Raw genomic sequence first — 25,179 nt, 5'->3', positions numbered from 1 at the left:
ATCGCGCTCGAGTTACTTGTTCCTGGGCTTCGGTGCGTACTCGGCGTCTACTGCACGATACATCGCCCGAAGGAAGTCGCCACGCGAAACGGGCTTCTCGCCATCAGCCGCCGGGATGTCCGTCGTCAGCTTTAGTCCGAGTGCGGTCACGCGATCGATCCACAATTTGGCCAGTTCCGCTGTGATGGGTTTGTCGGGTTCCATCGCATGGTGTGGGAAAGCCTTGGTCCATTGGTTGTTCTTCGACAGGTTTTCGAGCTTCCAGTCGGTCGCGTGGCTGGCGGGGATCAGGTCCTGGAACAGGCCGCGATTGCCAAACCACTGGACGGCTTTAAACGCCGGGTGCTTCGGCGGCACGTCGGAGGTGTAGAAGGTGATCGCGCCGACGTCGTGCAGCCGTCGCTGTAATTTGCCGACATCGAGGTCGCGCGGGTTCTTCTTCTCCTTGATCGCCTGTCCCGCGGCGATTCCGGCTGCCTGGCCGAGCGCGGTCCAGGTGGGCTCCATGCGGATTGCCGAGTAGCCTACGTGGCTGGCCGACAGGGCGACGGGGGCCAGCAGCGCGTCCAGATCCTTTGGAAGCAGGCATTCAAAGGGCACCTGCCACGGGCGGATCTGTTTCGAGATCACGCCGAGCAATTTGCCATCGGGCAGGCGATGCACGCCGTGCGAATTGAGGGAGTAGTCGCCGATCGCGATCGCCGTCGCCTGGGCGGGCGCACGGACACCGGCGGCATCGGGCTGGGTGAACTGTTCGGTAAACACGCGCACGCCCACCATCCGCCGCCCCTCGCGGATGTACAACGCCGGCGACCAGTGGCCGCTGTCGACGTATTCGTCCTTCGGCAGGCCCCACTCGGCGACTTCCTTCTTCAGGAATTCCGGTACCTCTGCGTCATTCTGCAGAAACCAGAGGATGCCCAGCGCCTGGTACCTGGCCTTGTCGTAAATCTTCGCCCGTACCTCCGGCGAGCCCTCGGGCCAGTCGGCGCTTTCGTTGACCAGCTTCAGGCTGACCGGCGATCCCATCTTGTCGTTAAAGTCCGCCTTGTCGTTCGGCACCGGGCGAACGCGGATGATGTCGTCCAGATTCTTGATCTGTCCGGCTTTGACGGCGTCAAGAACCTTCGTGAAATGCACGCGGTCGTAGCCCGCCGGCTGCGGGATGGGCAGGCGGTTCTCGGCATTCTTCGACAGACAGACGCGGAAATTGATCGCCATTACCCAGGGATTGGCTTCCTCGAACGCGAGCGATTCGTCGTACTCCGTCTTGGCCTCGCAGCCGAGCCGGTACTTCACACCGGCGAGCGCCATCAGGTCCCCTTCGTAGGTTCCGTCGATGAAGACGCCGGCGTAAAGCGTGGTCGGCTTGCCGTCGGCGAGGTTGGTAAACGTGACGGCCGCCAGCGATCGGCGTCCGTCGGCGGTGAAGGGAATGTAGACGCCGGTCGGTCGGTGCCTGGTTAGCACTTCCACCTTCGCTTCGTCCAGCATCTGGCGAAAGATCATGCCGGCGACGCGGGGCTCGTAGTACCCGCCGAGCATCGAAGCCTTTTGTTGCGGCGAGCCGTCGCCATAGGTGGTTTTGTAATGGGCGTCGACACGGTCCATGAACTCGCGCCAGAGTCCGCCGAGGGATTCGTAGGTGCGGAAGTCGGTGTGTGAAAGCCCCCCGGCAGAAAGCCCGCCGATATGCGAGGATTCCTCAAGAAGGGTGACAGCAGCCCCTTCACGAGCCGCTGCAACAGCGGCCGCTATGCCCCCGGGTGTCGCACCGTACACGACCACGCCAACCCGGCGTTCCGGGATCGGCGCCTGCGCGGATGCGACGGACGTTAGTGCCGACAGAAACCCAAGCAGAATCAGTGCGCGGCTCATGGCGAAATGATAACCGCAGAACCGGCAGAGGGCAGAAGGATGAAACCCGGCGCCGCCGAAAGCGATCAGCGATGCGCCGGACGTCCGACGGTCAATCGGGCACCTCGGTCTGCGGCCGCACCGCGGGTGGACGTCGTTCTGCGTCACGAACCTTTCGCGCGGTCCAACCGTTGATGAACAGCAGCGCCACGGTCGTTGCCATGAGGAACACTGGAATGGACTCCAACCCGACGTTTCGGGCCAGCCAGCCGGCGATGCTCGGCAGGACGGCGACGCCAACGGTCGCAGCCGACACCTGGAAGCCGATCGCCTGCGCCGCAAGCCGTTCGCCAACGCGGGCGGGGGTGAGTGAGATCCACATCGGAAACATCGGCGCCAGCGAAAAGCCCAGCAGCCCGGCGGCCATGATCGCCAGAGGTGCTCCGCCCGAACGAACGCACATCAGCCCGGCGGCGATCGGTGCCAGGCACGTCGCCAGGCGGAGGATCGCAACGGCGGAGAATCGCTCGGCCGCCTGACCAAAAGCGATCCGCCCTGCTGTCAGCGACGCCCAGAAGACTGTGACCGCCGCCCCGCATGTGGCCGGCGACAGGGAGCGGCTCTCCAGCAGCAGACTGAAGAGCCATTGCCCGGCCGTAACTTCCGTACCGGCGTAGATGAAGTAGGTCAGTACGTGCAAGCGGACGACGGGATGACGAAGGGTCTCGGCGGTACCGGCGACGGCGTCGGCTTCGAGGACCGGTTTGGTGTCGACAGGGCTCTGTGGTCCGGAAGGGACGCCCGCCGCCGATGGCATCGTCCGCCACATGGACAGCGTCGTGGCAAACCCGACCGCCGTCAGGCCCTGAAGGATCGCCAGTGACGCGTATCCCCATCGCCAGCCGGGCGGGGATGCGAAGGTAACGGTGGTGACGGCGGCGGTCATGGCGATCGGGCCAATGGTCGCACCGACGCCATAGAACGCATGCAGCCAGCTGACGATCCGCGCCGGGAACGCCGACGCGACAAAGACGTTCAACGCCGCGTCGATCGCCCCAGAACCCAGGCCCACGCACAGCGCCAGCGGCAGGATGACTTCCCACCGCGGCGACAGCGCGTAGCCCGTCAGCGATGCCGCCACCAGCACGGTGCTGAACAGCAGAATCCGGCCAACGCCAATCCACCGGACGAGTTGCCCTGCGAAGAACGAGGAAATCAGGTAACCCGCGACGCCGAACGACAGGAACCAACCGAGTCGGCTGATGGGCAGGTCAAAATCGTGCCGCATGAACGGCCAGGCCACGCCCAGCACACCGTCGGGCAGCCCCAGGCTGATAAACGCGACGAATGAGAGCAGAATCAGGAGTTGGCGGCGCGGCAAAGTGGGCATCGGCGAGGCGACCATAGTCGCGCCGGCGGTTATTGTCATCGGTGTAACCGAAGCCTCGATTGCGGCATCGTTTCTTTGAACCATGAACACACCGACCACCAAGCGATTCCTCGTCACCGCCGGCGGTACCCGAGAGCGGATTGACCGCGTCCGCGACTGGGGCAACGTCTTCACAGGCAACACGGGCTACGGCATTGCCAGGGCACTGTCGACCGTCGGCTGTGTGGACCTGGTGACGAGCAACCGGGATCATCAGCGCGAGCTGGCCGGGGCAGGCGCGGCCGATGCCTTGCGGGCCGTCCCGTTCACCTCGCACGGGGATCTGAGACAGTCCTTAGCCACGCTGATGGCGACGCAGCGTTACGACGCCGTCTTCATGACCGCCGCGGTATCTGATTATGGACCCGAGCGGGCATACCAGGTGATCGACCGCAAGCCGGACCCCGCCGAACGCGGCAGGGAACTATGGGTGGTGAAGGATGCGCACGCCGGCAAGGTCAAAAGCACCTTCGACGAGATCGCGATTCTGGGCCGAAAGACGGTGAAGATCGTGGACCTCTTTCGCGGCGAGTGGGGATATCGGGGCATGCTGGTGAAGTTCAAACTGGAAGTGGGAATAGACCGGGAAGCGCTGATCCGCATCGGCCAGGCCAGCCGTCTGGCGAGCGGTGCCGATTACCTCGTCGCCAACACACTCGACATGGTCGAAGGGCCCAACGCCGGCGCCTATCTGCTTTCGGACGGCGATGAAGAGTGGGTTGCGCGGGGCGACCTGGCGGAGCGACTCAAGGTGCTCGCGTCCTCCGGTGGTCCGCTGAGTAGGCGGCCGTGAGGCGGCGGACGGCTATTGACCGTGATGCAAAAGCACGCGTTGTGCGCTCAATCATCATCCTCGCCGAGGTCCATCATCCGTCTGATCGGCGTGGGAATAAAACCCTGCGGGAAGAGGATCGCCAGGCGCTTCTCGAACGCGAGCACGATTCGGCCGTCAGGATCAACCCAGATTCGGCGTGGCCTTTCGTCTTCAGGAATGTTCTGGGTAAACGTTTCCTCCAGCAGAAACGGCTCGATACCGTCTGGCGTCGGTTTGATCCGCAGGACGCGCCCGGCGCGGTTGAAGAGGAATAACCGCGCGTCGCCGGCGAGGATCAGCGTGGTCGGGGCTTCGGTGACGGCGTCGCCGCGGGCGGCGGCCGGCAAAGACCACCGCGACACGTTGCCGCCTTTATCGATGCAAACCAGGCTATCGACACCGCCGAAGTAGCGGTTGCCGGCGGCGTCGGTCAGCAGCGGGCGGCCGAACTCTTCGATGCGCAGGGCATCGGAGACGGGCCGGGTGCTCGGGGAGGTCGTGGGTCGCGTGGCGGGGCCTGATGCAGGGTCAGGCGACGGGGGATTCGCCGATGTCGGCCGGGTGGTCGCCTGCGTGGGTGCGACCGGTCCATAGGGTATTGCCTGGACCTTCGCCGAAGGCGTCACCACCGGTGGCAATACGACAGGCGGCGGTTCGACGATCAATTCTTCGCCCTCCTCCACTTTGATCCACTGGTCGGCGACCAGCTTCGTCCGCGATTGATCCAGCCGCACCGCCGGCCAGCCTTGCTTGTCCCACCCTACCTCGTCGGCATTGGAATAGAGCCAGACCGGCAGGCGTGGCGTGAAGTCCGGCAGGGTGGGATCGATGATGAGCGTCGGGCTGTCGGAGACCGCCGCATCGGTTGTCGGTTTCCGGAAAAGCCAGCGACCCCGCCGGTCAATGCCGACGACGTGTGCATAAGGCTGGCAGTCCTTTCGGAGCAGCTTGCGGAAAGAGTTGCCGAGGAACATCTGCGGCCCCGAGTCGTCCATCGTGACGATCCACTGGCCCTGGATAATGTCGAACTTCGTGTGCTTTGGGTCAGCCTGGAAGACCAGCGCGCCGCTGAGCATCTCGACAGGCTTTCCGGGACGGGCGGCGATCCAGGCGGGGGCGTGGCTGATGGGTTCATCGGCCAGCGGGTTGGGGACGTTGATCCCCTGATCGGTGTAAAAGATGACGCCACCATCTCGCAGTCGGGCGACCAAGTGTAATTGATCGCCCTGCAACGCCATGCCGCCGAGCATCGGGGTGACCTGGCTCTTGAGCAGGCGATTGAGCCGGCTGCGCGCCTCCGGCGGAAGATCATCGGCGGGAATCAGTTTTAGAATCGGCCAGATGCCGGGGCCGTATTCGGTAAGCCGTCCGTAGGCGAGATTGCGGATGTCCGCGTCGGGGTCGGACAGCGAGTCAACGAGGTCCAGGATCTCCTTCTGGTTGACCTTCGGCGTTTCGACCGAGGCCAAAGCGACCTTGACTCCTCCACCCTCTCCGGACGGACTGACCAGCAGTTGAGTGACACTTCCGTCACGCAGTGGAATCAGGTGGAGAATGCGGTCTGACCAGCCGGCGTCCGACGTGAGCGCCAGCCACCGACCGTTCACAAACCGGGCAGCGCCGGCACTGCCGCCCTGGGTGGGCGTGGCCGGAATCCACGCAATCAGACCCCGCGGGTCGAACAGAAACCGCGGCGGCTCGGAGGACGTCGGCACTGAGGTATTCTGCGTGGCTGGGCCTTGGCGTGGGCCCGCCGGTGGCGTGGCCGAATGTGTGGCCGGTTGCGCAGGCACCGGTTCTCGGAGATCCAGCAGATTCTGGTGTGCTTCGACGATCGGTTCGCGATCTGATTCGAAGGTGAACACCGAAACGCCGTGCCCCGTGGGGACGATCAGCCGCTGCACCTGGTTATCAACCCAGGATCGAGCTCGATCCCACCGGTAATCGTTGCGCGTACCCATCGGCAGACGCCGGTACGGAAGGACCAGTTCTGCGCCACCTGAGGACGCGCCTGTCACCACCCGCGGCGAGAAGTTCTGTGCGCGGTCCGGGAGCCACCAGACGAAACGCACCGACTGGCGGACCACGTGTTCGCTGTCCGGGCCGGGTGTGAAATTGCGCGTGGCCGACTCAATGTCGTCGCCGTCGTGGCGGGTAATCCAGAGGTGCCCCTGGTCGTCGAGGTAAACGGGCTCGGTGAGGATGATGTGGGCCGACTCACGCAGCGCCAGCGGCACAGCAAGCGGCTGGGTGGCGGGCAGCGTGGGATACCTCTCACGAACAACTGCCAGATAGCTGGCGACGGCCGGCTTGGTTGTCGGCTCGGTCGACGGCACGGTGGCAGACGTGGTAGCCGGTGTCGCTGCAGGTGGCGCAGTCGGCGCGGGTTCCGGTTTGCATCCGATGGACAAGGCACCCCAGAAAACAGTCATCGTGACGGCTGAAGAGCGTCTGAGTGTGTTGGACAAATGCATGTGCGATTCCCCGGTTCGATTAGGGCTCAGGAGACGATGATAACCCATTGGAGCCGTCAGCCATGAGGTACTGACGATGTGTGCCAAATGACACACGTCGCGCTGCAGACGCGGCTGTACAAGGCACATTCCTGCAATCAACAACCGTTTACCTGTTCGACCATGGAAACGTCGCGAAATCTTTTTTCTTCGAACTCTGACGCTCCATGATCGTAACATGAGCACGTAAGGCATCGGTCGCATTTCGGGAGATGCGACCGGGACATATCTTGCCGCTTAGAAACCTGATGTTGTCGGCCCGGGTATCGGGCTGGAACGGAAACCATGTTGGATACCGAGACGGCCAGCGCAGGCCTGCCCCCGGCGACAGCATCGCCGGCGAGCACTTTGCCCCTGCGCGTGCTGCTGGTGGCGGACGATGCAGCGGTCGTAGCACCCTTTCAATCGGCCATCAGGCTGGCCGGGCACGTCGCCGTCGCATCAGCGGCGGTAAACGCCGAAGAAGCGTTGGGGCATGTATCCGCTTTTGAAGCAAATGCGGTCCTGATGGTGGTCCCGTTTCATGGCGATGACGGATTCGATCTGTGTCGCGCATTGCAGTTGAGCGGGCCGATCCCGGTTGTCGTCGTTACGGATCAAGCCGACCCACGACTGATCTCGCAATGCCTGATCACCGGAGTAGTGGGTTGCATCGGGCGATCGGCGACTGTGGGGGAGATCGCGGCGACGCTTTCTCTCGGCGGCACCTGGTTCGCGGCCGTCGCCCGGCTTCGCGCCGAGCGCGACAGTCTGGTCGAGCAAAGCCGGCAGCTCCTTCAGACGCTGGAGAACCGCAAGCTGATCGAACGTGCTAAAGGCATTTACATGAAGCTCCTGGGCCTGCAGGAGGCCGAGGCGCATCGCCGGCTCCAGCAGGAAAGTCAGAAGCGCCGCCTTGGTTTGGCAGAACTGGCTAGGAAAATCATTGAATCGGACGAGCTTCTGGGGCGCGGTTGAGATCTGCGATCGCCTGCCTTCGGAAGCCGTCCTGATTTCAAATCCATGCAGATGGATGCGATCTCGCCCTATCATCGCAAATGCGAACGCTCTTGCTGCCTCATTGGACAACAATTTGCTGCATCCTATGGGCTGCGACAGCGCTCGGCGGCTGCGCCGCCATGCCAACACCCCAGGGTTCCCTTGCGACGTCTGATGCTGCAGCGGCGCAACTGTTGGAAGCAGCCCGACAAGCTCAGGGCGACCTGACCCGCCTGCACGACGTCAGTGTGTCCTATGACGGCGACTGGCTCAGCGGACTGGTGAACCGCGTTCAGCCTGTACTGGTTGACGACCAGTTTCGGAAGCGGTCGCAGGAAAGGCTTCTTCTAAAAGCGGAGGGGCAATTCCTCACGGCACAGACGCACATCGGTTCCGGCGGTCGCAAGGTGGTCCTGCGAACACGAGAGACCGTCTCGGTCGCTTACAATGGCAAGGAATCGACCGACCCGGAGACGCTCGCCAGCGCGGCGCTTGTCGCCGACGCATATCGGCTCTTCCTTCTGGGGCCGGCGTTTCTTGCCGAACGCGGCGCAATCGTCAAAGCGGCACCCATGGTGAAAATTGACGGCCAGACGTGCGACCAGTTCCTGGCGATTCTGAAGCCTGGTATTGGCGGAGATGCTGAAGACCGGGTTCTGGTGGCTGTCGATCGCGACGACCGCCGCGTCCGGCGGTACCGGATGACACTCGAGGCGCTCGACAGCACCAAAGGCGCGGTGGTGGACGTCATCCCCGGCGACTACGTTCGCATCGAAGGCGTCTGGTGGCCGACGGCATTCTACGAGGAGTTGATCCGACCCTTCCCCGCCGCCGTCCATCGCTGGCGGCTGACGGGGATCGACGTCAATCGCGGATTGAACGCCGCGATGTTCGACAAAAGGGAGGGATTCTCCGGGCCCGCTACTCGACCAGCGGGCGCCGTGCATCCATCTTCCCCGGCCGCACCCGTCCCTACGCCTTGAGCCCCAGGACTTCGTCCATCTGCTTGGCGATTTCGCGCAGCTTGTCTTCTCCGCCGCCGCCCACTTCGGATGTGGCCCAGCCTTCGTAGCCGATCTCGACCAGCGCTTTGCGGATTTCCGGCCAGTCCTCGGTGCCTTCGCCGATCGGCACCCACTTGTTGGTTTTGCCGTTGTACCCTTTGAAATCGAACTTCAGCATGCGCTTGCCGAGTTTGCGAATCCAGGTCGCCGACGGCTCGCCGTACTTGATCATGTTGGAGCAATCGAAGTAGGCCCCCACCGCCGGGTCGTTAAACTGGTCGACATACTTGATGAGCATGTCAGACGAGGTGATGAAGTTGTTCCAGACGACCTCGATCGCGATCTTCACGCCGAGCTCTTTTGCCGTTGGTAACGCCTTCTTGACTGCGGCGGTCGAGCGCTGCCACACCAGGTCGAAGTTCTCATCGGTCTGGTTCTTCACAACGCCGGGGACGAGCAACACGGTAGAAGCACCGTAGGTCTTGGCGTCCTTCAGGGCACCGATGAGGTGGTCGAACGCCTTGGCGCGGACCTTCTCGTCAGGGTCGGAGTGCCGGGTGCCCCAGTGCGTGGAGATGACGACGCCGTGAATCTCAATGCCGACCTTCTTCGCTGCGGCGGCCGCCTCGGCGGGGTTGACGCCGCTGGGGCTGTCCATCTCGACGCCTTCGTAGCCGATCTTCTTGATCAGCGCGAACTTTTCTTCGATCGTCGCGCCTTTGAGCCCGATCATGCCGAACTTGACGGCCTTGCGGAGCCGGGGCTTGGCGGCGGCATCGGCAGCGCCCAATGCGTCGAAAGCAAGGGGTCCTGCCAGGGCGGTGGAAGCGGCGGCGACAAATGCGCCGCGCAGAAGCGAGCGGCGGTTCATGGACTCGTTCACGGGAACCCTCCGATTTTTTCTAAGTATAACGTTGCGACACCGTCATGTTACTCAATCGCACCCGCACATGTTGTCAAAATCGCGACGCCCCACCCTGCCGCACTTGCCGTCGCGAGGGCGGCTCATACGCTGAGGTATCGCAAGGACGGAAACCGGAGGATTTGTGACTGCATTAAAACCATCACGCCCTGATACGCAGGCGGCCCGGCCCGGCCTGCCGGCGACTCTATCGGTCGCGGGGATTCTCGGCGCGATTGTTTGCCTCTTCGCACTGGCTTCTGCAACTCATGGGCAGGCGGTGTCAGAATCGGCAGCGGCTGTCTCGGCGAAGCATGTCGCGTCGCTTCGTAAACCCGGTGTTGCCCCGGAGGAACGTCAACGCATCGCCGACCTGTTGCTTTCGCAGGGCGAGGAAGGCGCTCGGCAACTCGCCAGGTACGCGGCCGGCGACATCGAGCCGCGAACCGCCGCTTATCTCGCCCGCCTGGACAAAACCTGCGCCGACCTGGTGCGCGATCGCGTCAAAGCCGGCGGTGGATCCCAGAAAGTCGAGGCGGAGGTCAGCAGTCTGCGGCAGAAATCGCTCTCGGTCTCCCGCTCTCGAACGCTGACCGAAGCCGCGATCAAGGAGACGTGCGATCCGGCAATCGCCCGGCTGACGGAACTCCTGCAGGTCACACCAGAACAGGCGGCCGAGAAAAACTCAGAGCTGAAAACGGCCCGTTCCGAAGTCATTCAGATTGCAGCATTCTTCCATTCGTCCCTGGAGAAGCTGCCGGCCGAACAGCACAAGGCTTTGGGGACCATGCTGCGGCCGGAACAGCTTGAAGCCGTCCTGGTTGCCCGCGAGAAGCATACCTGCCTGCTGGCGATGCCCATGACCCCGCAGGACAAAGCCACACTAAGCGCGAACGTCCCGATCGCCGCAAAGCTCGATCAGGGTGAGGCGATGGGGATCGCAGAGCTCAACCGCATTCGTCTGCTGTTGGGAATCGGAGCGCTCGCGATCGACATCAAGCTGTGCGACGCCAGCCGCGGCCATTCCAAGGACATGAAGCGGTTGAACTTCTTCGATCACAACTCGCCGGTGCCTGGCAAGGAAACGCCCTGGAAGCGGGCCGCTCTGGCCGGGACCAAAGCCTTCAGCGAGAACATCTACCAGGGCAGCGAGCGAGGGGAACGGGCGATCAGTGTCTGGTGGTATTCGCCCGGCCACCACGCCAACATGATGGGCGGCGGGAAACGCGTCGGGATGGGTCGCGAAGACACCTACTTCACCCAAATGTTTGGCGGGTGAGGCAGCCCGTCTGCCTTAAGGCAGCGGGATGTTCTTGTAGACGAACGTCGCCGGCAGCATCTCGATCTTGCCGGGCAGTTCCCACGTCAGCTTTTTGGGCTCACCGGTGCCATTGCCTTGAGCGAGTGTTCCGTTGATGCGGAGCTCATCGCCACCCCAGCTCGAACCGCTGCCCCGCTGCTGCAGTGTCTTGCCGTCGGCATCGACCACGCGGCATCCGGCACGATCGACGATCTGCTGCAGTGTTGTCCATTCCTCGGGCGTGCGTGTGTCGCGGTGGATCACCACTTCGTAAGTCCAGTTGTCGTTGCCGACCTTCTTGACGCTTTTCAGCACGACGCGATTGCCGCCGATGATTTTCGTCACTTCGTTGGCGGCCTGGCAGTTATCGACTTCGAAGACTTCGGTGTTCCAGTTGAGGACGAATCGCGCCTTCACGGTCATCGCGGCAATGACCTTGGCTCCGTCGGTGTCGCCGCTAATCGTGACGTAGGTGCTCGATCCGTCGTTGGTCTTGGCGTTGCGGCCGTAGCTGTAGATCTGGGCGTTGAGTGTTTTGCCCTTGTCGGTGGTGCACTCGGGAATCGAATCGAGCATCCAAGTGCCGGGTTTTACGCGGGGTTCGGCCCAAGCGGCGACACTCAGCCGGACTGGCGGGCTGACGAAGGCATTGGCCATCGGGTTACCGCCGCCACCGCGAACTCCTGCAAAATCCTTGATCTTGCGCACGGTCACTTCGACCCGCTGGATGCAAAGGGCAAACGGGCCGTCCTCGGCGGCGGGCCCGGCGATCTTGTCCGTCGCGCCGGCTGCGTCCGTCAGTGGTGCCAATGCGACTTGGTTGTCGGCCAGACCGGTAAAGCCGACGCCGGCCTCTCTGCCGACCTTGGCCAGTGCCGACCAGAGCGGTTGACGGTCGAGGTGCACATCGAGCCGGGTCGCGGACTTCTGCCCCAACAGGTCCTTTGCTTCCTGCGTCAGTGTCAGGTTGCCTTGCTCCAGGATGGCGCTGATCGCCTTCAAAGGATCGACCTGCTTGACGTCGAGCGTGACCAGCGTCGCACCGGTTCGCTTCCGCTCACTGGACTGCTTGAGAATCACTTCGATCGCGGTGCGGGCATCGGGAAGAAGATCCTTACGGGCGAGCGACTCCTTGAGCGCCGGTTCAGCCGGCTCGCCGAGCCGCTCCAGTTCGTCGGAAGCGCGCTTGCGAGCCTTCCAGTCGGCATCGGCCAGACGCTCGATCAGCGCATTCACCTTGGCCGTGGTTTGCGGGTCGGAAACGGGCACCACCGCAGGCACGGTGGCCGGCGTCGCCGGTCGGGTGGCCGGGGCGGCACTCGGTCCCGTCGCGGGAAGTACTGCCGGCAGCGTCCCGGGCTGGGTGGACGGCGCTAACGGCTGGGTTGCCGGCGCTACGGCAGCAGGCCCCGAGGTTGTCGAAACAAGGGGATCAACCGCGACCTGCGCCAGCACCGCCGGTGTGACAGCCAGCAGAATGACCGATGACACACGGCCGGCGACACGGCGACGAAGCATTCGCTGAACAAAGATCGTTCGCATGGGGCGGCCCTTCGGACTTTGGTTTGGTGCGATCACGGACCCGGGCGACCGGCTGTCAAAGGCGATCGGCGTGCAAGAATAACACGTTCCGGCAGGAAATGGACAGGGAAACAGACCGGCCGCGCGGGAATCGGCGTCCTCCCCCTGTGAAATAATCCTACAGGGCCAACCCCGAGCCAACCTCAGCTAGAACGGCAGGCTCTGGTCCATCCAGTCGTCGGCCTTGAGGACCTGCTTGCGGTTGAAACGCGCCAGCCGTTCGGCGCGGGCCTGGGCCATCTTGATCAGCCGGCCGGGGCCGATGGCCCGCCAGGCACGCCGCAGCTTGGGGGCATGGCGAACGAACAGTTCGTCCTCGGCTGAGCAGTAAAGCTGGGCACAGCCCGGGTCGCCTTGGCGGGCGGCACGGCCGTATAGCTGGCGATCGACGCGGAAACTGTTGTTCGGCTCGCAAGAAATCACGTGCAGTCCGCCCAGCTCGGCGACGCCGCGACCCAGCTTGATGTCGGTGCCACGGCCGGCCATGTTGGTGGCAACGGTGATTCGCGCCGGCTGACCCGCCTCAGAAACGATGTTCGCTTCCTGCTCGTTCTGTGCCGCGTTCAGCACACGATGGGCCCGGCCGGCGGCGGCGAGGCGCTTGCTCACCTCTTCGCTCGCCCAGACCGTCTTGGTGCCCACCAGCACTGGCAGGCCTTTGTCATTCAGTTCGATCACGCGCTGCACGGCGGCATCAAACTTCTCGGCAGTGGTCGCGAACATCTTGATCGGCAACTGCTCTCGAATGCACGGCTTGTTCGTGGGAATGCGGACGATCGGCCGCTGGTAGATGTTCCACAGCTCGCCACGGCTTTCCCACGCGGTCCCGGTCATGCCGCCCATGATGGGGTACTGCCGGAAGAACCGCTGGAACGACTGGCGGGCCAGGTTTTCCTTGTCGGCGGTGATGGGAACGCCTTCCTTCACCTCGATCGCCTGGTGCAGCCCGTGCCGCCAGGAGCGGTCGGCCATCACGCGGCCGGTGAACTCGTCGATGATCTGCACCTTCTCGTCGGCGGTGACGAGGTACTGTTCATCGCGGTTGAAGCAGTAGCGGGCGCTGAGGGCCTGGGTGACGAGCTCTTCGCGGCGGCGTTTGCCCTTCCAGAAGCCGTGATCGCCGGAGAGCTCTTCGAGCCGGCGCTGGCCGCGCGCGGTCAGATCGATCTGCTTGACTTCCTTGTCCAGGGCAAAGTCGCGGCCGACTTCGAGCTTCAGCGCCAGCTCGTCGGCGGCACGGTAGAGGTCGGCGTTGGGGTTCTCGTCGGGGCTGTTGCTGATGATCAGCGGCGTAACGGCTTCGTCGATCAGCAGCGAGTCGGCCTCGTCGACCAGCACGCGGAACAATCCCGGCACCTGCAACCGGCCGTTCTGCGCCCCGCCGATAAGCATGCCGACCTGCGTCTGCGTGCTGCTGCGGAGGTTGCCGAGCATGATCTGGTCGCGCAGGAAGTCGGCGACGAGTTCCTTGCTGGTGACGTAAACGACATCCCGACGGTAATGGTCGATGCGGTCCTGGGGCGTCGTGTCGTGAACGACATGGCCGACGCGCAGCCCGCACATCTTGTAGATCGGCGACATTTCCTCGGCATCGCGGCCGACGAGGTAGTCGTTGACGGTAATGACATGCACCGGCCGACCGGCCCAAGCCCAGAGCGTTGCCGCGAGCGATGCCGTGAGCGTCTTGCCTTCGCCGGTGGCCATCTCCGCGATCGCGCCTTCGCACATCGCCAAGGCACCCATCACCTGCACCTTATAGGGTCGCAGGCCCGAAGCGCGCTTGGCGCCTTCGCGGATCAGGGCCATCGCTCGATCGAGCGCGCCGTCCTTCAGACGTCCGAGCCGTGCCAGATCGCGGCTGGCGGCGACTTCTTCCTGGAACCGGGTTGACCCCAGGTTCTGCATCTCCGACTCCATCGCCTCGATGCGCTCGACTTGCGCCTTAAGCCGCGACAGCACCGGCCGACGATTCTTTGCCACGCCAACCATGCTGTTGACGGCCGCATCGAGACCCTTCAGCTCGGGCGCTTTAACGCGCCGAGAGTCGAAGATGCTCCAGAGTTCGTTGGCGACTTCAGCCATTGCATCTAAGGATAAAGGATGAAGGACGAAGGATGAACCGATTCATCCCTTATCCTTCATCCTTCGTCCTTCTCCTTACAGCCACTTCGATCCCGCAGCGTTCTCCTGGATCAGCTGGTAGAACCGGCGGACCCATTGCCAGGCGAGGGGCTTCTTGTCGAGCGTGAAGCGGACGTGCACGCGCTGATACGGCACGTAGCGGCCTTCGGGGTTGGCCGGGTCGATCGGATTGACCAGCGGGATTGCGACGTCGTAAAGCGGAAGGGCGCTCTTGCCCGGCTCCGTCGGGTCGACCGGCACTTCACCGCCGACACCCTGACCGAACCCGGGATGCCGAAGTTCCGCCGACGCCGCGCCGGCGTCTCGTGGTGCACCACCGACAAGCACGATCTTGATGTCGCTGGCAAATCGCAGTTGTGTCTGCACATTCTTGTTGGCCAGGATCGGCTCGGCGTCCTTCTGTTCCAGCGCGGTGTGCACGACCAGTTGCTCGGTCTGCATGATCATCGCGAATTCCTGGCCCTGCGGCAGGAACTGCCCGACCATCTCGTGCATGTTGGGTGCGGTCAGTCGGCCGTCGCTGCCGGCCTTGACCACCAGCTTATCGATCCGAACGTTTAGATCCGCGATCTGCTTTCGGAAGACACCGATCTTTTCGGCGACCTGCCGCACCTCGGCCGCGCTCCCTGCGACGGCAGCATCGTACATCGCGACCGTGGCCGCGAGCTGCGCCTCGGCAACCTTCTTCCGGGCCTGCAACTCGTCGGACCGCATTTCCAGGATCACGTCGCCGGCCTTCACCCACTGGCCGTCCTTCGCGACGACCCTGGCAACGAATCCGCTTGTACCCGGTCGCACCACTTCTCGGTTGGCGGGCTCGGCGATACCTGTCGCGTAGAGGTTCAGGTCGAACTTCAGCACGCCGACCGATACGACGATGATCGACGCCACCGCCAGAACGAACGCAGTCGCTCGGCCGCGCTTGCGGTGCAGTTCCGGCTCGATCGTGAGGTACTTGAAGATCTTGAACACCGGCATCGCGATCCAGGTCACCACGCCGCCGAGCGCCATCAGGATCCCCAGGATGGGAATCTGGAACGCGACCAGCAGGATAATCATGATGCCGACGAAAATGCGGTAGATGCCTGACGTGCAGTAGTACATCAGCAGCCAGAACCGCTGGACCGGCGGCGGCAGCGGCTGCTGCTGCTTCACCCGGAAGATGTGCCGCTTGATCAGGCCGAGCGAGTACTCCTGGCTCTTCTGCCGCAGGTTCGGGATTTCAAGATAGTCCGACAGGATGTAGTAGCCGTCGTAACGCAGCAGCGGGTTGGCGTTAAAGATGATCGTCGTCACGCTCGCGACGAGCATCGCGTTGAACGCGAGCTGCCCGATGATGTTGTGGTTCGGATCGCCGATGTTCACCCAGATGAACGCACAAAGGGAGGCGAAGAACAGCTCCACGATCATGCCCGCGGCACCCACGAACACGCGGTGCCACTTGTTGGGGAAGCTCCAGGCGGTCGACGCGTCGACGTACGGCGTCGGGATGAACACCAGGAACATGATGCCCAGCTCGTGACACTCGCCGCCGAACCGGCGACACGCGAACGCATGGCCCAGCTCGTGAATCAGCTTCACGAAGACGAACATGCCCCACATGTAGAGCAGGTTGATCGTGTTGCCGTTGACGTCGATCGCGTGCTTGGCGGCTTCGGTCAGGTTGTGGGTGGACTGCTGGCTCTTGGACGCGACCATCACGCAAGCCGCGATCACCACCGCCAGCCAGACGAACGCGCCGAACCGGCTGAACATCTGGCGGACCAGCGGCATCCAGCGGACCAGGAACGTGTCCAGGTCCCACAGCGGGATGCGCGGGAACATGATGTTCATCAGCCGGCCCTGAAACTTACGCTTGTTCAGGTTCTTATGCCGGCGGAGAAGCACCGTCGCGTCGGGTGTGACGTCGGCGTCGATCAGGTTCGCGCTGTACAGGTGCGACAGGATCTGGATGACTTCCGGCTGGGTCGGCGCGTCATCGGCCATTGTGCCGCCGCACAGATCCCACGCCTCTTCGACCGATCGCGTGCCGTCGAGCAGGCCGACGAATCGGTAGGCGGGGTCGCTAAGACGGTGAAATTGATTACCCGCCGGATCGCGGACGACGTACCACCGCTCGCCGCGGAAGTACTGCCGCGAGATCTGGGCACCCGGGCGGAGCTTGACCTTGAGGGTTTTCACCCGGTACCAGGACTCGGAAAATGTCGGTCGTAGTTGGAGAGTCATGGGAGTAGGGTCCGCCTTGGCGGACGCGATCGGGTGTTCGAATCAGATCGAGTGTCCGAATCAGTTTCGGGTATTGGGCTTGCGCGTCCGCCAAGGCGGACCCTACTTCAATACCAGACCTTCAGCTTCACGAAGTCGACCAGGCGGTGCGACAGGATCCACCAGAGGGGCTTTTCTTCGATCTCGATGCGTCCTTCGCCGGACATACCGGGACGCCAGGTTGCGGCCTTGTCCTTGACGGTGCAGTAGACCTTGAAAGTGTTGTCGGCGGCCTTGGGGTCGGGGTTGCTCATCGGGATGATGCGCTCCACGACCGCTTCGTACTTGTCGCCGGGCAGCGAATTGGTGGCGATCCAGGTCTTCTGGCCGACCTTCACCTGCTGGATATCGCGCTCTGGGACGCTCATTTCGACCTTGAGCAAATCGGGCTGACCGACGACGCACAGTTCGTCGCCCTGGCGAACACGGGAGCCGACGCGGTCTTCAAGGTCCTTCAGGAGCCAGACACCGTCGATCGGCGAACGAATGGTGACCTGCTCGATCTGGAGGGTGAGCTGGGCAGCCTTGGCCTCGGCGGCCTCGGCCTGATGCAAGGCCTGGCGAGCTTCGGCCTGTTTGTCTTCGCCGCGCGCCTGGTCGGCTTTAGCCAGCGCCTCGGCCCGGGCGGCCTCGGCCTCGGCACGCTGCAGTTCCAACTCGTGGGTGTCGAACTTGATCAGGATCTGCCCCTTGGTGACGGGGTCGCCGGGCTTGATCTTCCGTTCCTTCTTTGTCACGGCATCGGTGACCTTCGCCAGCTCGGCGATCTCGCCGTCGGCCGGCGCGACCATCGTAAACCGCGACAATGGCACGAACTGGAACGGCGCCGAGACACGATACATCGGGGAGTACAGCACCGTGAACGCGACAAGCCCGATCACCAAAACCGCGACGAGCTTCGCGATCATGTGCTTGGGACCGATCGTCGCCTCGCCGACATGCTTGGCACTGAGGCCGATCTTGGTGATCAGGTAGCGGTCGTTCTGGTAGCGGTCGTAAAGCTGCGGCGCGAGCAGATCGACTGCGATCGCCAATCCGCTGGCGACCTGGGGGCCGACCTTCTGCTGCGGCAGGAACTCGAGCGTGACAACGCCGACCACTTCGGCCTTTCGCCGCAGCGGTAGCGACAGCACGATGTGTCCGCCCTGCGTACGGCTGAGGGCGGCCGCGTCGCGGGTGACGTTGTCGGTCCCCTTGCCGTTGGGGTCGTACTGGACCATCGCCTCCTGGTCCATGCACTCTTCCATGACCTTTTGCAGCATCACGATGAGTTCCTGCTTCTTGTCGAACTCTTCCGTGTGGCTGAGGGCAACGATCTTGATCGACTTGCCTTTGAGCCAGCCCAGCGACACGCGGGTGGCGTGAGCGCGGCTGGCCAATTCGTTACACAGGTTCATCGCCGCCGACGTGAAACCTTCGGCCGTCGCAACGCTGGTGGCCAGCTGCAGCACGTGCTGGTGGCTCTGGGCGATCATGCGGGCCTGATCGCTGTTGCGGCGGAGCGTGAACAGGTCGAAGTAGCCCGCGACGAGCTGCATGCTCATCAGCCGCTGCTTGGCGCGATCGACATTCATGCACCGGGTGACGACGGCGGAAACGCCGACGACATCGCCGTCGGCGCGAAGCAGCGTGATCAGGCAATACTGGGCTTCGGCACCGTCCTGGCCGGTGGGGGAGACTTCGATCGCGCCGTCGCGGCCCTGCTCGACGCAGGGCTTGATCAGGTCCTGGAACGCGGCAAGCGCCTGGGCACGGACTTCTGGGGCCGATTCATCGGGACGAATGTGCGCGATCGGTCGGAGGGCGACCTGTTCGCCGTTGCGCTCCAGCAGGAAGCCGGCGGCTTCGGTGCCGGCGACGGTGACGGCCTGCGTGGTCAGCAGGTCGTTGATGAACGCAGGCAGCGACGCCGAGCTGTCGAGCAGCCGCTGCACGAGCTGATGGCGGTTGCCGCCCTTGCCGGGCTGGCCCGAGGCTTCGGTGCCGGTGCCGCCGTCCTTGTTGCCACCGCCACGGTTCTTGTTGGATGTTTCTACTGCGCTGGAAGACACGGAAGCCTCTTTTCGAAGTTCAGTCGTTCGCGGCGGCCGGAAGCCCCTCTTGCGGCAACCGGAGTCTGCCCCAAAGGGGCCTGAAAAGCAGGACGGCGCTTATCTCGTTACCGCCGCCAGATTATCCGGCAGCTTCACATAAACAGGCAAGCCGGCTTCTCGATCAGCCTCGTTCTTCATCTCGAGCCGCACCTTGCGGGTGCCGCTGGATGCGTTGGCGTACTTGGTCATGAAGGTGATGGTGGCGGGCATCCACTTGTCTTCGTCCGTGTACCGGACCTGGAGCGTGTCGCCGATCTTGAGTGCCTTGCACTTGGTCGCCTGGATATCCACCTCGACCTTGAGCGTGTCGATCTGGACGATCTGCATCGCGGGGCGGGACAGGTCGGTGCCTTCGCCGGGATTGACGTCGATCTTGCTGATGACGCCGTCGATCGGGCTCACGAGCTTTTTCTGGTCGAGGCGAATCTGCTGAAGGTGCTGCTCGAGCTTGGCCTTGTTCCACTCGGTTTCTCGGAACTTGATGCTGATCTCCGCGATCTTCACCGCAACCCGAGCCTCGTCGAGGTCGCGGTTGGTGTTCTTCGGAGCCGGCTGCTTGATCAGGTCGGCATACAGCTCTTCAAGACGGGCCAGGGTTACCTTCTTGAGTTCCAGGTCGGCGGCGGCGGCTTCGATCTGCATCCGGGCCGATTCCACTTCGCCTTTGGCGACTTCGAGCTTGCCCGTCTCGTCGCGATCGTCCTGTACCGCCAGGACCTGGTCCTTGGTGACGGTTGCACCTTCCTTGACCAGTACCTTCATGACGACACCGGGTCCGACGAAGGCGAGCTTGGGTTCTTCCTTGGGCTTGGTCACGCCGCGCTCGTGAGACGTCAGCATGGATTCGGCGCTACCCGGGGACGACTGACCCAACGCCACCGACGACTGCAGACCCAGACCCCCGGTCATCGCCACCATTGCGAGCGAGAGGGCGGCGAGTCGGGATTTGTTGACTGTCGAAAGTTTCCTGCGTGGGGCGAGCATCGTGAACTCCTGGCAACTGCGGACGACACGGAGACCAGCTCCGCGGGACGATACGGAAGACAACATCAATACGGCCAAATACGGCTGCGTGCGACTGCCCTCAACCGGCCCTGTACCAAGCACCAGCCCATGCCGCGGCCCGACACGCCCGGCCGCCGCGCGACATCCATGTCGTCCGTCGGCAGGCACTTGCGTTCGGTACAGTCGGCGAGCAATCGACAGTTCGCCGACTACAAAACGCGGCACGCAGGCGGCGGACATCTCCCCGACGCCGGGGCATTGTCGGTCGATCGCATCGGTGCGGCAACCCGGGACACGTCGCGTGAGCAATCTTTTTTCAAGCTTCTCGCGGCACTCCGAGGCGGGCACATCGGTGCCTGTCGCATCCGTCCACTACATCGACGTTTCCGGACATCCCGCCGTTACAAACCCGCCTCGCCAACGGTACGACCCCGGAGTCTGATAAGTTCTTTCCTATCAGCCGTATCCGAGCCGGGCCAGGTCGTCCTCGTCGAGGCCGAAGTGGTGCCCGAGTTCGTGGAGCACGGTGACTCTGACTTCTCGGACCAGCTCTTCGGCACTGTCGCAGACCAGTTCGATGTCTTCCTGGAAGATGTAGATGACGCCTGGTGCCTGGCCGGAATGGAGCACGCTTTTTTCGGTCAGGGGAATGCCGACGTAGAGCCCCATGAGCAAGTCGTCCTCCGCCAGGCCGACCGACTTCAACTGCTTAAGGGTGGGCCTTTCGCGGACATCGACGGGTACTTCTTCGATGTACTGCGCGAACGGCTCCGGAAGATCGGCGAGCGCTTCTTCGACGAGGGAGGCGAATTTGCCTTTGCTCACATGATACGGCATCGGTATAGTCTCTGCCCGCGTCGGGACGAACGTAACACGTTACCGGTCAACCACATTTCAATCCGGGACCGGACACGGAACGACCTACGCTTTGCATTGGAAACGGGTTTGACGTCGGCTGGGGGTTTCCATCGCCGGTTGCCCTGACCGGGAACTTCGCTTCGTTGCCGGACGCTTCCCGTTTTGTCGGTCACGCGAACTGATCGCCCTTCTGAAAACGTATTCTATGCCATTTTTCGCAGACTCATTCAGTCGCCACCCGATACCGCGACTTTGCCTGGTTTTGCTGGGGCTGCTCGCCGGCGGTTGTGGTGCGCCCAGTTTCCTGGTCACGCCCGTCGCCAACTCCAACTCGCTCGACGAGCGTGAGGTCCAGTCCGGCGGCTGGGGCGGGGGAAAGATCGCGATTGTTGAAGTCGAGGGCATGCTGATCAACGCCCGCGGCGGCGGATTCCTGGCACCGACCGAAAACCCCGTCAGCAAGTTTGCGCAGCAGCTCGAAGCCGCACAGCGAGATTCATCGGTCAAGGCGGTCGTACTGCGTATCAATTCGCCGGGTGGCACGGTCACCGCGTCGGACACGATGTACGAACTGCTCCGCAAGTTCCGCAAAGACACTGGCAAGCCGATCGTCGCCAGCACGCAGGAAGTCGCTGCCAGCGGCGGGTACTACGTCGCCTGCGCCGCCGACACCATCGTCGTTCAGCCGACGAGCGTCGTCGGGAGCATCGGCGTGATCTTCGAATCCGTGACGTTCAAGGGAACCCTCGACAAGATCGGCGTGACGGCCACGTCGATCAAAAGCGGGTACCTCAAGGACATCGGCTCACCCTGGAAGCTTCTCCAGGACGACGAACGCGGGATCATGCAGCAACTGGTTGACGAATACTTCGCCCGATTCGTCGCAGTGGTCAAGCAGCACCGTCGTGTCACCGAAAGCGTTGCAGGTGACCTGAATGATTATAAGAAAACCAGCTATACCGGCGTCTATAGCGGGCGCGTGTTCAGCGGCGCCAAGGCAGTCGAGCTGGGCTTGGCCGACCAGACCGGACTGCTCTCCGACGCCATCGACATCGCACGCAAGCTCAGCAAGTCTCCCAAGGCATCGGCCGTGATGTACTCAAGGCCGTACGGTTATGGCGGATCGATTTACGCCAGCAGCCCGTCGCCCCCACCGCCTTCAGGTGTGGTACAATTGTCACTCCCCGAACAGGCAGGGCTGCTGCCGACGGGCTTCTACTATCTGTGGCGTCCGTAGTCGGTATTAGCGAATGATTACCCTCATCTGCACCAAGTGCAAAGCCACGCTCGAGATGGACGACGCCTTCGCAGGCGGTGTCTGCCGGTGCCAGTATTGCGGGACGATTCAGACCGTTCCGTCGCACTTGAAGCAGTCCTCCCGGGGTGCCGTCGTCGGATCCAACTCCGGACAAAAAGCACTCTATTCCACAAAGGCCGCCACCGGTGCGGGATTGCCCAGCTCCGGCCTGGACGAACTCGCGAACGTCGTCGCCAGCAGCGGCCTGGCGAGCGGGCTGGCCAACCGAACGGCCACCCCGCGCGTTGATTACGCCACCCCGGCCACCCCCAAATCCAGCAAGACGCCGCTTCTCATCGGCGTGGGTGCCCTGGTCGCTGTTCTGCTCGGCGTCATCGGTTACCTGCTGATGTCGCGCTCCACCGCACCCGCCCCTGCGCCTGCCCCCGTCGTCACCGGGCCGGCTCCTGTTCCCACGCCCGGCCAGAGCGGGTCCGAGCGGGCCAAGGGGCCGCAGTTCCTCGACGTCCCCATCGACGGCGCCAAGGTCGTATATCTGCTCGATCGCGGTCAATCGAGCCGCGAGGTTCTCGATCCCCTCAAGGCCGCCCTTTACGACTCGCTCGAGTCCCTCGGTGCCGACCGCGAGTTCCAGATCCTGTTCTGGACGATTCCCGCCTCCGAAAAGCCCAACGTCAACGAGTTCGCATACCCCAAAGGCGCGACCGCTAAAGCAAATCCCGATCGCATCGCCGAGTGCCGCAAAAAGTTCGAAGACCTGACCACCAGCGGCCGCACCGACATCGGCCCGGTAATGGTCGAGGCGATGAAGCGCAACCCCCAGGTGATCGTCATCGCCACCGCCAAGGGCATCAATCTGGACGACACCGTCGTCACCCAGGTGGAAAAGGCACGCGGCGGCAAGCCGGTCGTGATTCACACCTTTGACCTGACCCACTCCGGCGACGGTGCGAGCGTGCTGAAGGCAATCGCGGCAAAGTCCGGCGGCACCTACAAGCACATCGAGCCCGGCGCGCTGCGAAGCCGGTGAGGGGTCGCGTTTCCCATTCGGGGGGCAACCCCGCGGATCACACTTTCTTCCGCCCGATCACCCAGGCGTGACTGATCGGCTTGCCGTCGCGCGCGAACACCAGGGTCAGCCGGACCGACCCTTCGCCTTCCCACACCCAGAAGCTGCCGTCGTTCACATCGTACACCGCGTAATACTGCGGCTCGTCGTAGTACGGGTCTTCGAGCGGTCCGCCATACGTGAAGCTCCCCGGATAACGCCGGTGCCCCGCCGACCCGATCCCCACGCCCACCCCGACACCGAAACTCGGACCCGTGCGCTCCAACCGGGTGGGCATCGGCGGAAGGATCACCTTGATGAACGAGTTGGGCGCGATGGTCTGCGACCGCATCGGATGACTCTGCCCCTGCGGGTCCACCAGCACCGTCTTCTCGCCGATCAACTGCACCGCGTCTGCCGTCGGATTATGAATCTGCATGACCAGCCGGCTCTCGACGGTCTGAAAGCGATACTCCAGCGGGTCCTGTGCGACCACAACCGGCTCGGCCCCGACGTGCCGGGCCAGTTCCGGCGGCGAAACAAGGTCGTATTCGTAGCGGGCACAGCCCACGGGCGCAGATGCCATCAAGGCAAGCAGCAGGCAACACGGCATGGCGGGCGGACGGCAGATCTTCATCGGCGTTTCCTTTCGAGTCGGAGCGGGCGCCAGCCCGCTACGCATGTTAGCCCGAAAGTTCGATCGCCGCGTCGTCGCACTGGTTGATTCGAGACGGTGGGCAGGCGATCACGCCTGCCCACCGTCGCATTCCCTGTTCAGAACGTCGGCAGCTACTTCGCCTTGCCCTTGGGCGCGGCGGCCGCCGGCTTCCTGGCGGGGACGGCCGGTGCCATCTTCGGCGGATGCTCGCTCGTCAGTTTCTCCTTCGTCTTGGCCCAATCGGGATTGGCGCTTGCTTCCCAAACCCTGACGTTATCAATGCTGCCTTCACCGGAGATCGGGAAGCCGAAGTTCGTCTTCTCCGAAGCAACCTTTGCGTCACTGCCGAAGGCAAAGTGGGCGTCGTCGACGCGGGCGATCATCTCGTTGCCCACGCATTCGACTACCATCGTGTAGCGCTTGCCCTGCTCGAACGCCATCTTGCACGAATCCAGCAGCGCCGGCTTGTCGGTGGTGTCGGTCTTGGAACCGTCCTTCCGCACCTGGAAGCCGTCCGGCGAAATGGTCACCCGGCAGATGTGCCCCTTGGCCCCATTGATGCTCAGGTGAATCACCTTCCCGTTCTCAAACTTGAAATCAAACTGGTACACCGCGTTGCCATGCTTCAGATCGGTGCGGATCGCAGCCGCGTGCATGTCCGACGCCACTTCCACCCCGTGCAGCGCGCCATCCTTGATGTCCCACTTGCCCTTGGCCGGCTTCCATTTGGCATCCATGGTCGGGGACGAGAAGTCATCGGCGAGCACCTGCTTGCCGCGGGTCGCCAGCAGTGTGGGCATGTCTTTGACCTCGTCGGCGAACACCGCGACGGGCGACAACGCGAGAACCGAGGCCGCAAATGACAGGGCAAGACGACGCATGACACGATCCTTGATTGATGAACTGGAGCGCAGCAGCCCCGGCACCGCGTGCCGATGACTTCCGACCTCCTAAAACGGCAGCCGTTCCAGGTTATTCCATAGCACCAAGCCCCACCGCACCCGGCTCAAGCCGCCAAACGAACCCGAGGCGACATCGCCGAACGAACTCGAGATCGTCCCTGAGCCCGGGGCGCCGCGGGAACAACTGCGCCGTCGGCTTGTTGGGCGAACGAACCCGACTCGACATCGCCGAACGAACCCAAGCCCGCCGACCGTGACCGCTGTCGGCGACACGGCTTTCCAAGCCGTGAAAGGTATGTCACACGCCGATGAGCATTGATCCCCCACCTCAGTCCTCGGCCGAACGAACCCAAGGCGACACTGCCGAACGAACCCGAGGGCATCCCTGAACCCGAAGCTTCGCGGGTGCGCCGCACCGTCGGGTCGTTGGGTCGCCGGGTCGCCGTGTCGCTGTGTCGTTGGCCGAACGAACCCGAGATATCTCAAAATTGCTCCGTCGACACAGCCCGCCTTGGACAATGGCCACAGGGGGACGATGTTCGTGCGCCAAGACCACCTCCCACGGCCGCAACG

18 protein-coding genes are annotated in these 25,179 nt (G+C 63.3%); 6 read left to right on the top strand and 12 right to left on the bottom strand.

Annotation, left to right across the window (positions count from 1 at the left end; genetic code table 11):
• Positions 1 to 12: 12 nt before the first annotated feature.
• A complete protein-coding gene (locus tag IPV69_RS16235) occupies positions 13 to 1,878 on the bottom strand; it encodes an FAD-dependent oxidoreductase (protein ID WP_206290736.1) in 1,866 nt (621 codons plus the stop codon).
• Positions 1,879 to 1,969: 91 nt separating this feature from the next.
• Positions 1,970 to 3,286, bottom strand: a complete 1,317-nt coding sequence (locus tag IPV69_RS16230; protein ID WP_206290735.1) for an MFS transporter — start codon at positions 3,284 to 3,286, stop codon at positions 1,970 to 1,972.
• A gap of 43 nt (positions 3,287 to 3,329) precedes the next feature.
• Here IPV69_RS16230 and IPV69_RS16225 point away from each other — a divergent pair, with 43 nt between their 5' ends.
• Positions 3,330 to 4,079 carry a phosphopantothenoylcysteine decarboxylase domain-containing protein gene (locus IPV69_RS16225; RefSeq protein WP_206290734.1) on the top strand — a complete coding sequence of 250 codons (750 nt, stop codon included), beginning with the start codon at positions 3,330 to 3,332 and terminating at the stop codon, positions 4,077 to 4,079.
• Between the two features lie 47 nt (positions 4,080 to 4,126).
• Here IPV69_RS16225 and IPV69_RS16220 read toward each other — a convergent pair whose 3' ends face one another.
• Complete coding sequence (locus IPV69_RS16220) at positions 4,127 to 6,436, bottom strand: hypothetical protein (RefSeq protein WP_206290733.1); 2,310 nt, start codon at positions 6,434 to 6,436, stop codon at positions 4,127 to 4,129.
• 525 nt (positions 6,437 to 6,961) lie between these two features.
• On the opposite strand from IPV69_RS16220, the gene IPV69_RS16215 reads away from it, so the two are divergent.
• Complete coding sequence (locus tag IPV69_RS16215; RefSeq protein ID WP_206290732.1) at positions 6,962 to 7,570, top strand: ANTAR domain-containing response regulator; 609 nt, start codon at positions 6,962 to 6,964, stop codon at positions 7,568 to 7,570.
• 161 nt (positions 7,571 to 7,731) lie between these two features.
• Complete coding sequence (locus IPV69_RS16210; RefSeq protein ID WP_206290731.1) at positions 7,732 to 8,574, top strand: hypothetical protein; 843 nt, start codon at positions 7,732 to 7,734, stop codon at positions 8,572 to 8,574.
• Here the strand turns inward: IPV69_RS16210 and IPV69_RS16205 are convergent.
• Positions 8,564 to 9,478 carry a TIM barrel protein gene (locus tag IPV69_RS16205; protein WP_206290730.1) on the bottom strand — a complete coding sequence of 305 codons (915 nt, stop codon included), beginning with the start codon at positions 9,476 to 9,478 and terminating at the stop codon, positions 8,564 to 8,566. The two genes, IPV69_RS16210 and IPV69_RS16205, sit on opposite strands and share 11 nt — an antisense overlap.
• Positions 9,479 to 9,641: 163 nt before the next feature.
• On the opposite strand from IPV69_RS16205, the gene IPV69_RS16200 reads away from it, so the two are divergent.
• Complete coding sequence (locus IPV69_RS16200; RefSeq protein ID WP_206290729.1) at positions 9,642 to 10,775, top strand: CAP domain-containing protein; 1,134 nt, start codon at positions 9,642 to 9,644, stop codon at positions 10,773 to 10,775.
• A gap of 15 nt (positions 10,776 to 10,790) precedes the next feature.
• On the opposite strand, the gene IPV69_RS16195 is transcribed toward IPV69_RS16200, so the two are convergent.
• The 6 genes from IPV69_RS16195 to IPV69_RS16170 form a co-directional block, all read right to left on the bottom strand.
• Positions 10,791 to 12,338: a hypothetical protein gene (locus IPV69_RS16195; protein ID WP_206290728.1), complete on the bottom strand. Its 1,548-nt coding sequence runs from the start codon at positions 12,336 to 12,338 to the stop codon at positions 10,791 to 10,793.
• A 186-nt stretch (positions 12,339 to 12,524) separates the two neighbouring features.
• Positions 12,525 to 14,459 carry a preprotein translocase subunit SecA gene (locus tag IPV69_RS16190; RefSeq protein ID WP_206290727.1) on the bottom strand — a complete coding sequence of 645 codons (1,935 nt, stop codon included), beginning with the start codon at positions 14,457 to 14,459 and terminating at the stop codon, positions 12,525 to 12,527.
• 75 nt (positions 14,460 to 14,534) lie between these two features.
• A complete protein-coding gene (locus tag IPV69_RS16185; protein WP_206290726.1) occupies positions 14,535 to 16,745 on the bottom strand; it encodes a biotin/lipoyl-binding protein in 2,211 nt (736 codons plus the stop codon).
• A gap of 107 nt (positions 16,746 to 16,852) precedes the next feature.
• Positions 16,853 to 18,835: an efflux RND transporter periplasmic adaptor subunit gene (locus IPV69_RS16180; protein WP_206290725.1), complete on the bottom strand. Its 1,983-nt coding sequence runs from the start codon at positions 18,833 to 18,835 to the stop codon at positions 16,853 to 16,855.
• Positions 18,836 to 18,934: 99 nt separating this feature from the next.
• A complete protein-coding gene (locus IPV69_RS16175; protein ID WP_206290724.1) occupies positions 18,935 to 19,861 on the bottom strand; it encodes an efflux RND transporter periplasmic adaptor subunit in 927 nt (308 codons plus the stop codon).
• 477 nt (positions 19,862 to 20,338) lie between these two features.
• Positions 20,339 to 20,707 carry a metallopeptidase family protein gene (locus IPV69_RS16170; RefSeq protein WP_206290723.1) on the bottom strand — a complete coding sequence of 123 codons (369 nt, stop codon included), beginning with the start codon at positions 20,705 to 20,707 and terminating at the stop codon, positions 20,339 to 20,341.
• Positions 20,708 to 20,945: 238 nt separating this feature from the next.
• Here IPV69_RS16170 and sppA point away from each other — a divergent pair, with 238 nt between their 5' ends.
• Entirely contained in the window at positions 20,946 to 21,977 is a 1,032-nt protein-coding gene (sppA, locus tag IPV69_RS16165) for a signal peptide peptidase SppA (RefSeq protein ID WP_206290722.1), read from the top strand.
• 13 nt (positions 21,978 to 21,990) lie between these two features.
• Positions 21,991 to 23,028, top strand: a complete 1,038-nt coding sequence (locus IPV69_RS16160; protein WP_206290721.1) for a hypothetical protein — start codon at positions 21,991 to 21,993, stop codon at positions 23,026 to 23,028.
• A 37-nt stretch (positions 23,029 to 23,065) separates the two neighbouring features.
• On the opposite strand, the gene IPV69_RS16155 is transcribed toward IPV69_RS16160, so the two are convergent.
• Entirely contained in the window at positions 23,066 to 23,683 is a 618-nt protein-coding gene (locus tag IPV69_RS16155) for a hypothetical protein (protein ID WP_206290720.1), read from the bottom strand.
• Between the two features lie 152 nt (positions 23,684 to 23,835).
• Positions 23,836 to 24,585: a LamG domain-containing protein gene (locus IPV69_RS16150; RefSeq protein ID WP_206290719.1), complete on the bottom strand. Its 750-nt coding sequence runs from the start codon at positions 24,583 to 24,585 to the stop codon at positions 23,836 to 23,838.
• Positions 24,586 to 25,179 lie beyond the last annotated feature (594 nt).

Source organism: Humisphaera borealis, from assembly GCF_015169395.1.
Classification (GTDB): domain Bacteria; phylum Planctomycetota; class Phycisphaerae; order Tepidisphaerales; family Tepidisphaeraceae; genus Humisphaera; species Humisphaera borealis.
This window is presented reverse-complemented; position numbering and strand designations above follow the sequence as displayed.

Coding starts and splice junctions, on each gene's coding strand:
- IPV69_RS16235 (WP_206290736.1), bottom strand. CDS start 1,878: ATGAGCCGCGCACTGATTCTGCTTGGGTTTCTGTCGGCACTAACGTCC.
- IPV69_RS16230 (WP_206290735.1), bottom strand. CDS start 3,286: ATGACAATAACCGCCGGCGCGACTATGGTCGCCTCGCCGATGCCCACT.
- IPV69_RS16225 (WP_206290734.1), top strand. CDS start 3,330: ATGAACACACCGACCACCAAGCGATTCCTCGTCACCGCCGGCGGTACC.
- IPV69_RS16210 (WP_206290731.1), top strand. CDS start 7,732: ATGCCAACACCCCAGGGTTCCCTTGCGACGTCTGATGCTGCAGCGGCG.
- IPV69_RS16195 (WP_206290728.1), bottom strand. CDS start 12,338: ATGCGAACGATCTTTGTTCAGCGAATGCTTCGTCGCCGTGTCGCCGGC.
- IPV69_RS16190 (WP_206290727.1), bottom strand. CDS start 14,459: ATGGCTGAAGTCGCCAACGAACTCTGGAGCATCTTCGACTCTCGGCGC.
- IPV69_RS16185 (WP_206290726.1), bottom strand. CDS start 16,745: ATGACTCTCCAACTACGACCGACATTTTCCGAGTCCTGGTACCGGGTG.
- IPV69_RS16175 (WP_206290724.1), bottom strand. CDS start 19,861: ATGCTCGCCCCACGCAGGAAACTTTCGACAGTCAACAAATCCCGACTC.
- sppA (WP_206290722.1), top strand. CDS start 20,946: ATGCCATTTTTCGCAGACTCATTCAGTCGCCACCCGATACCGCGACTT.
- IPV69_RS16160 (WP_206290721.1), top strand. CDS start 21,991: ATGATTACCCTCATCTGCACCAAGTGCAAAGCCACGCTCGAGATGGAC.
- IPV69_RS16155 (WP_206290720.1), bottom strand. CDS start 23,683: ATGAAGATCTGCCGTCCGCCCGCCATGCCGTGTTGCCTGCTGCTTGCC.
- IPV69_RS16150 (WP_206290719.1), bottom strand. CDS start 24,585: ATGCGTCGTCTTGCCCTGTCATTTGCGGCCTCGGTTCTCGCGTTGTCG.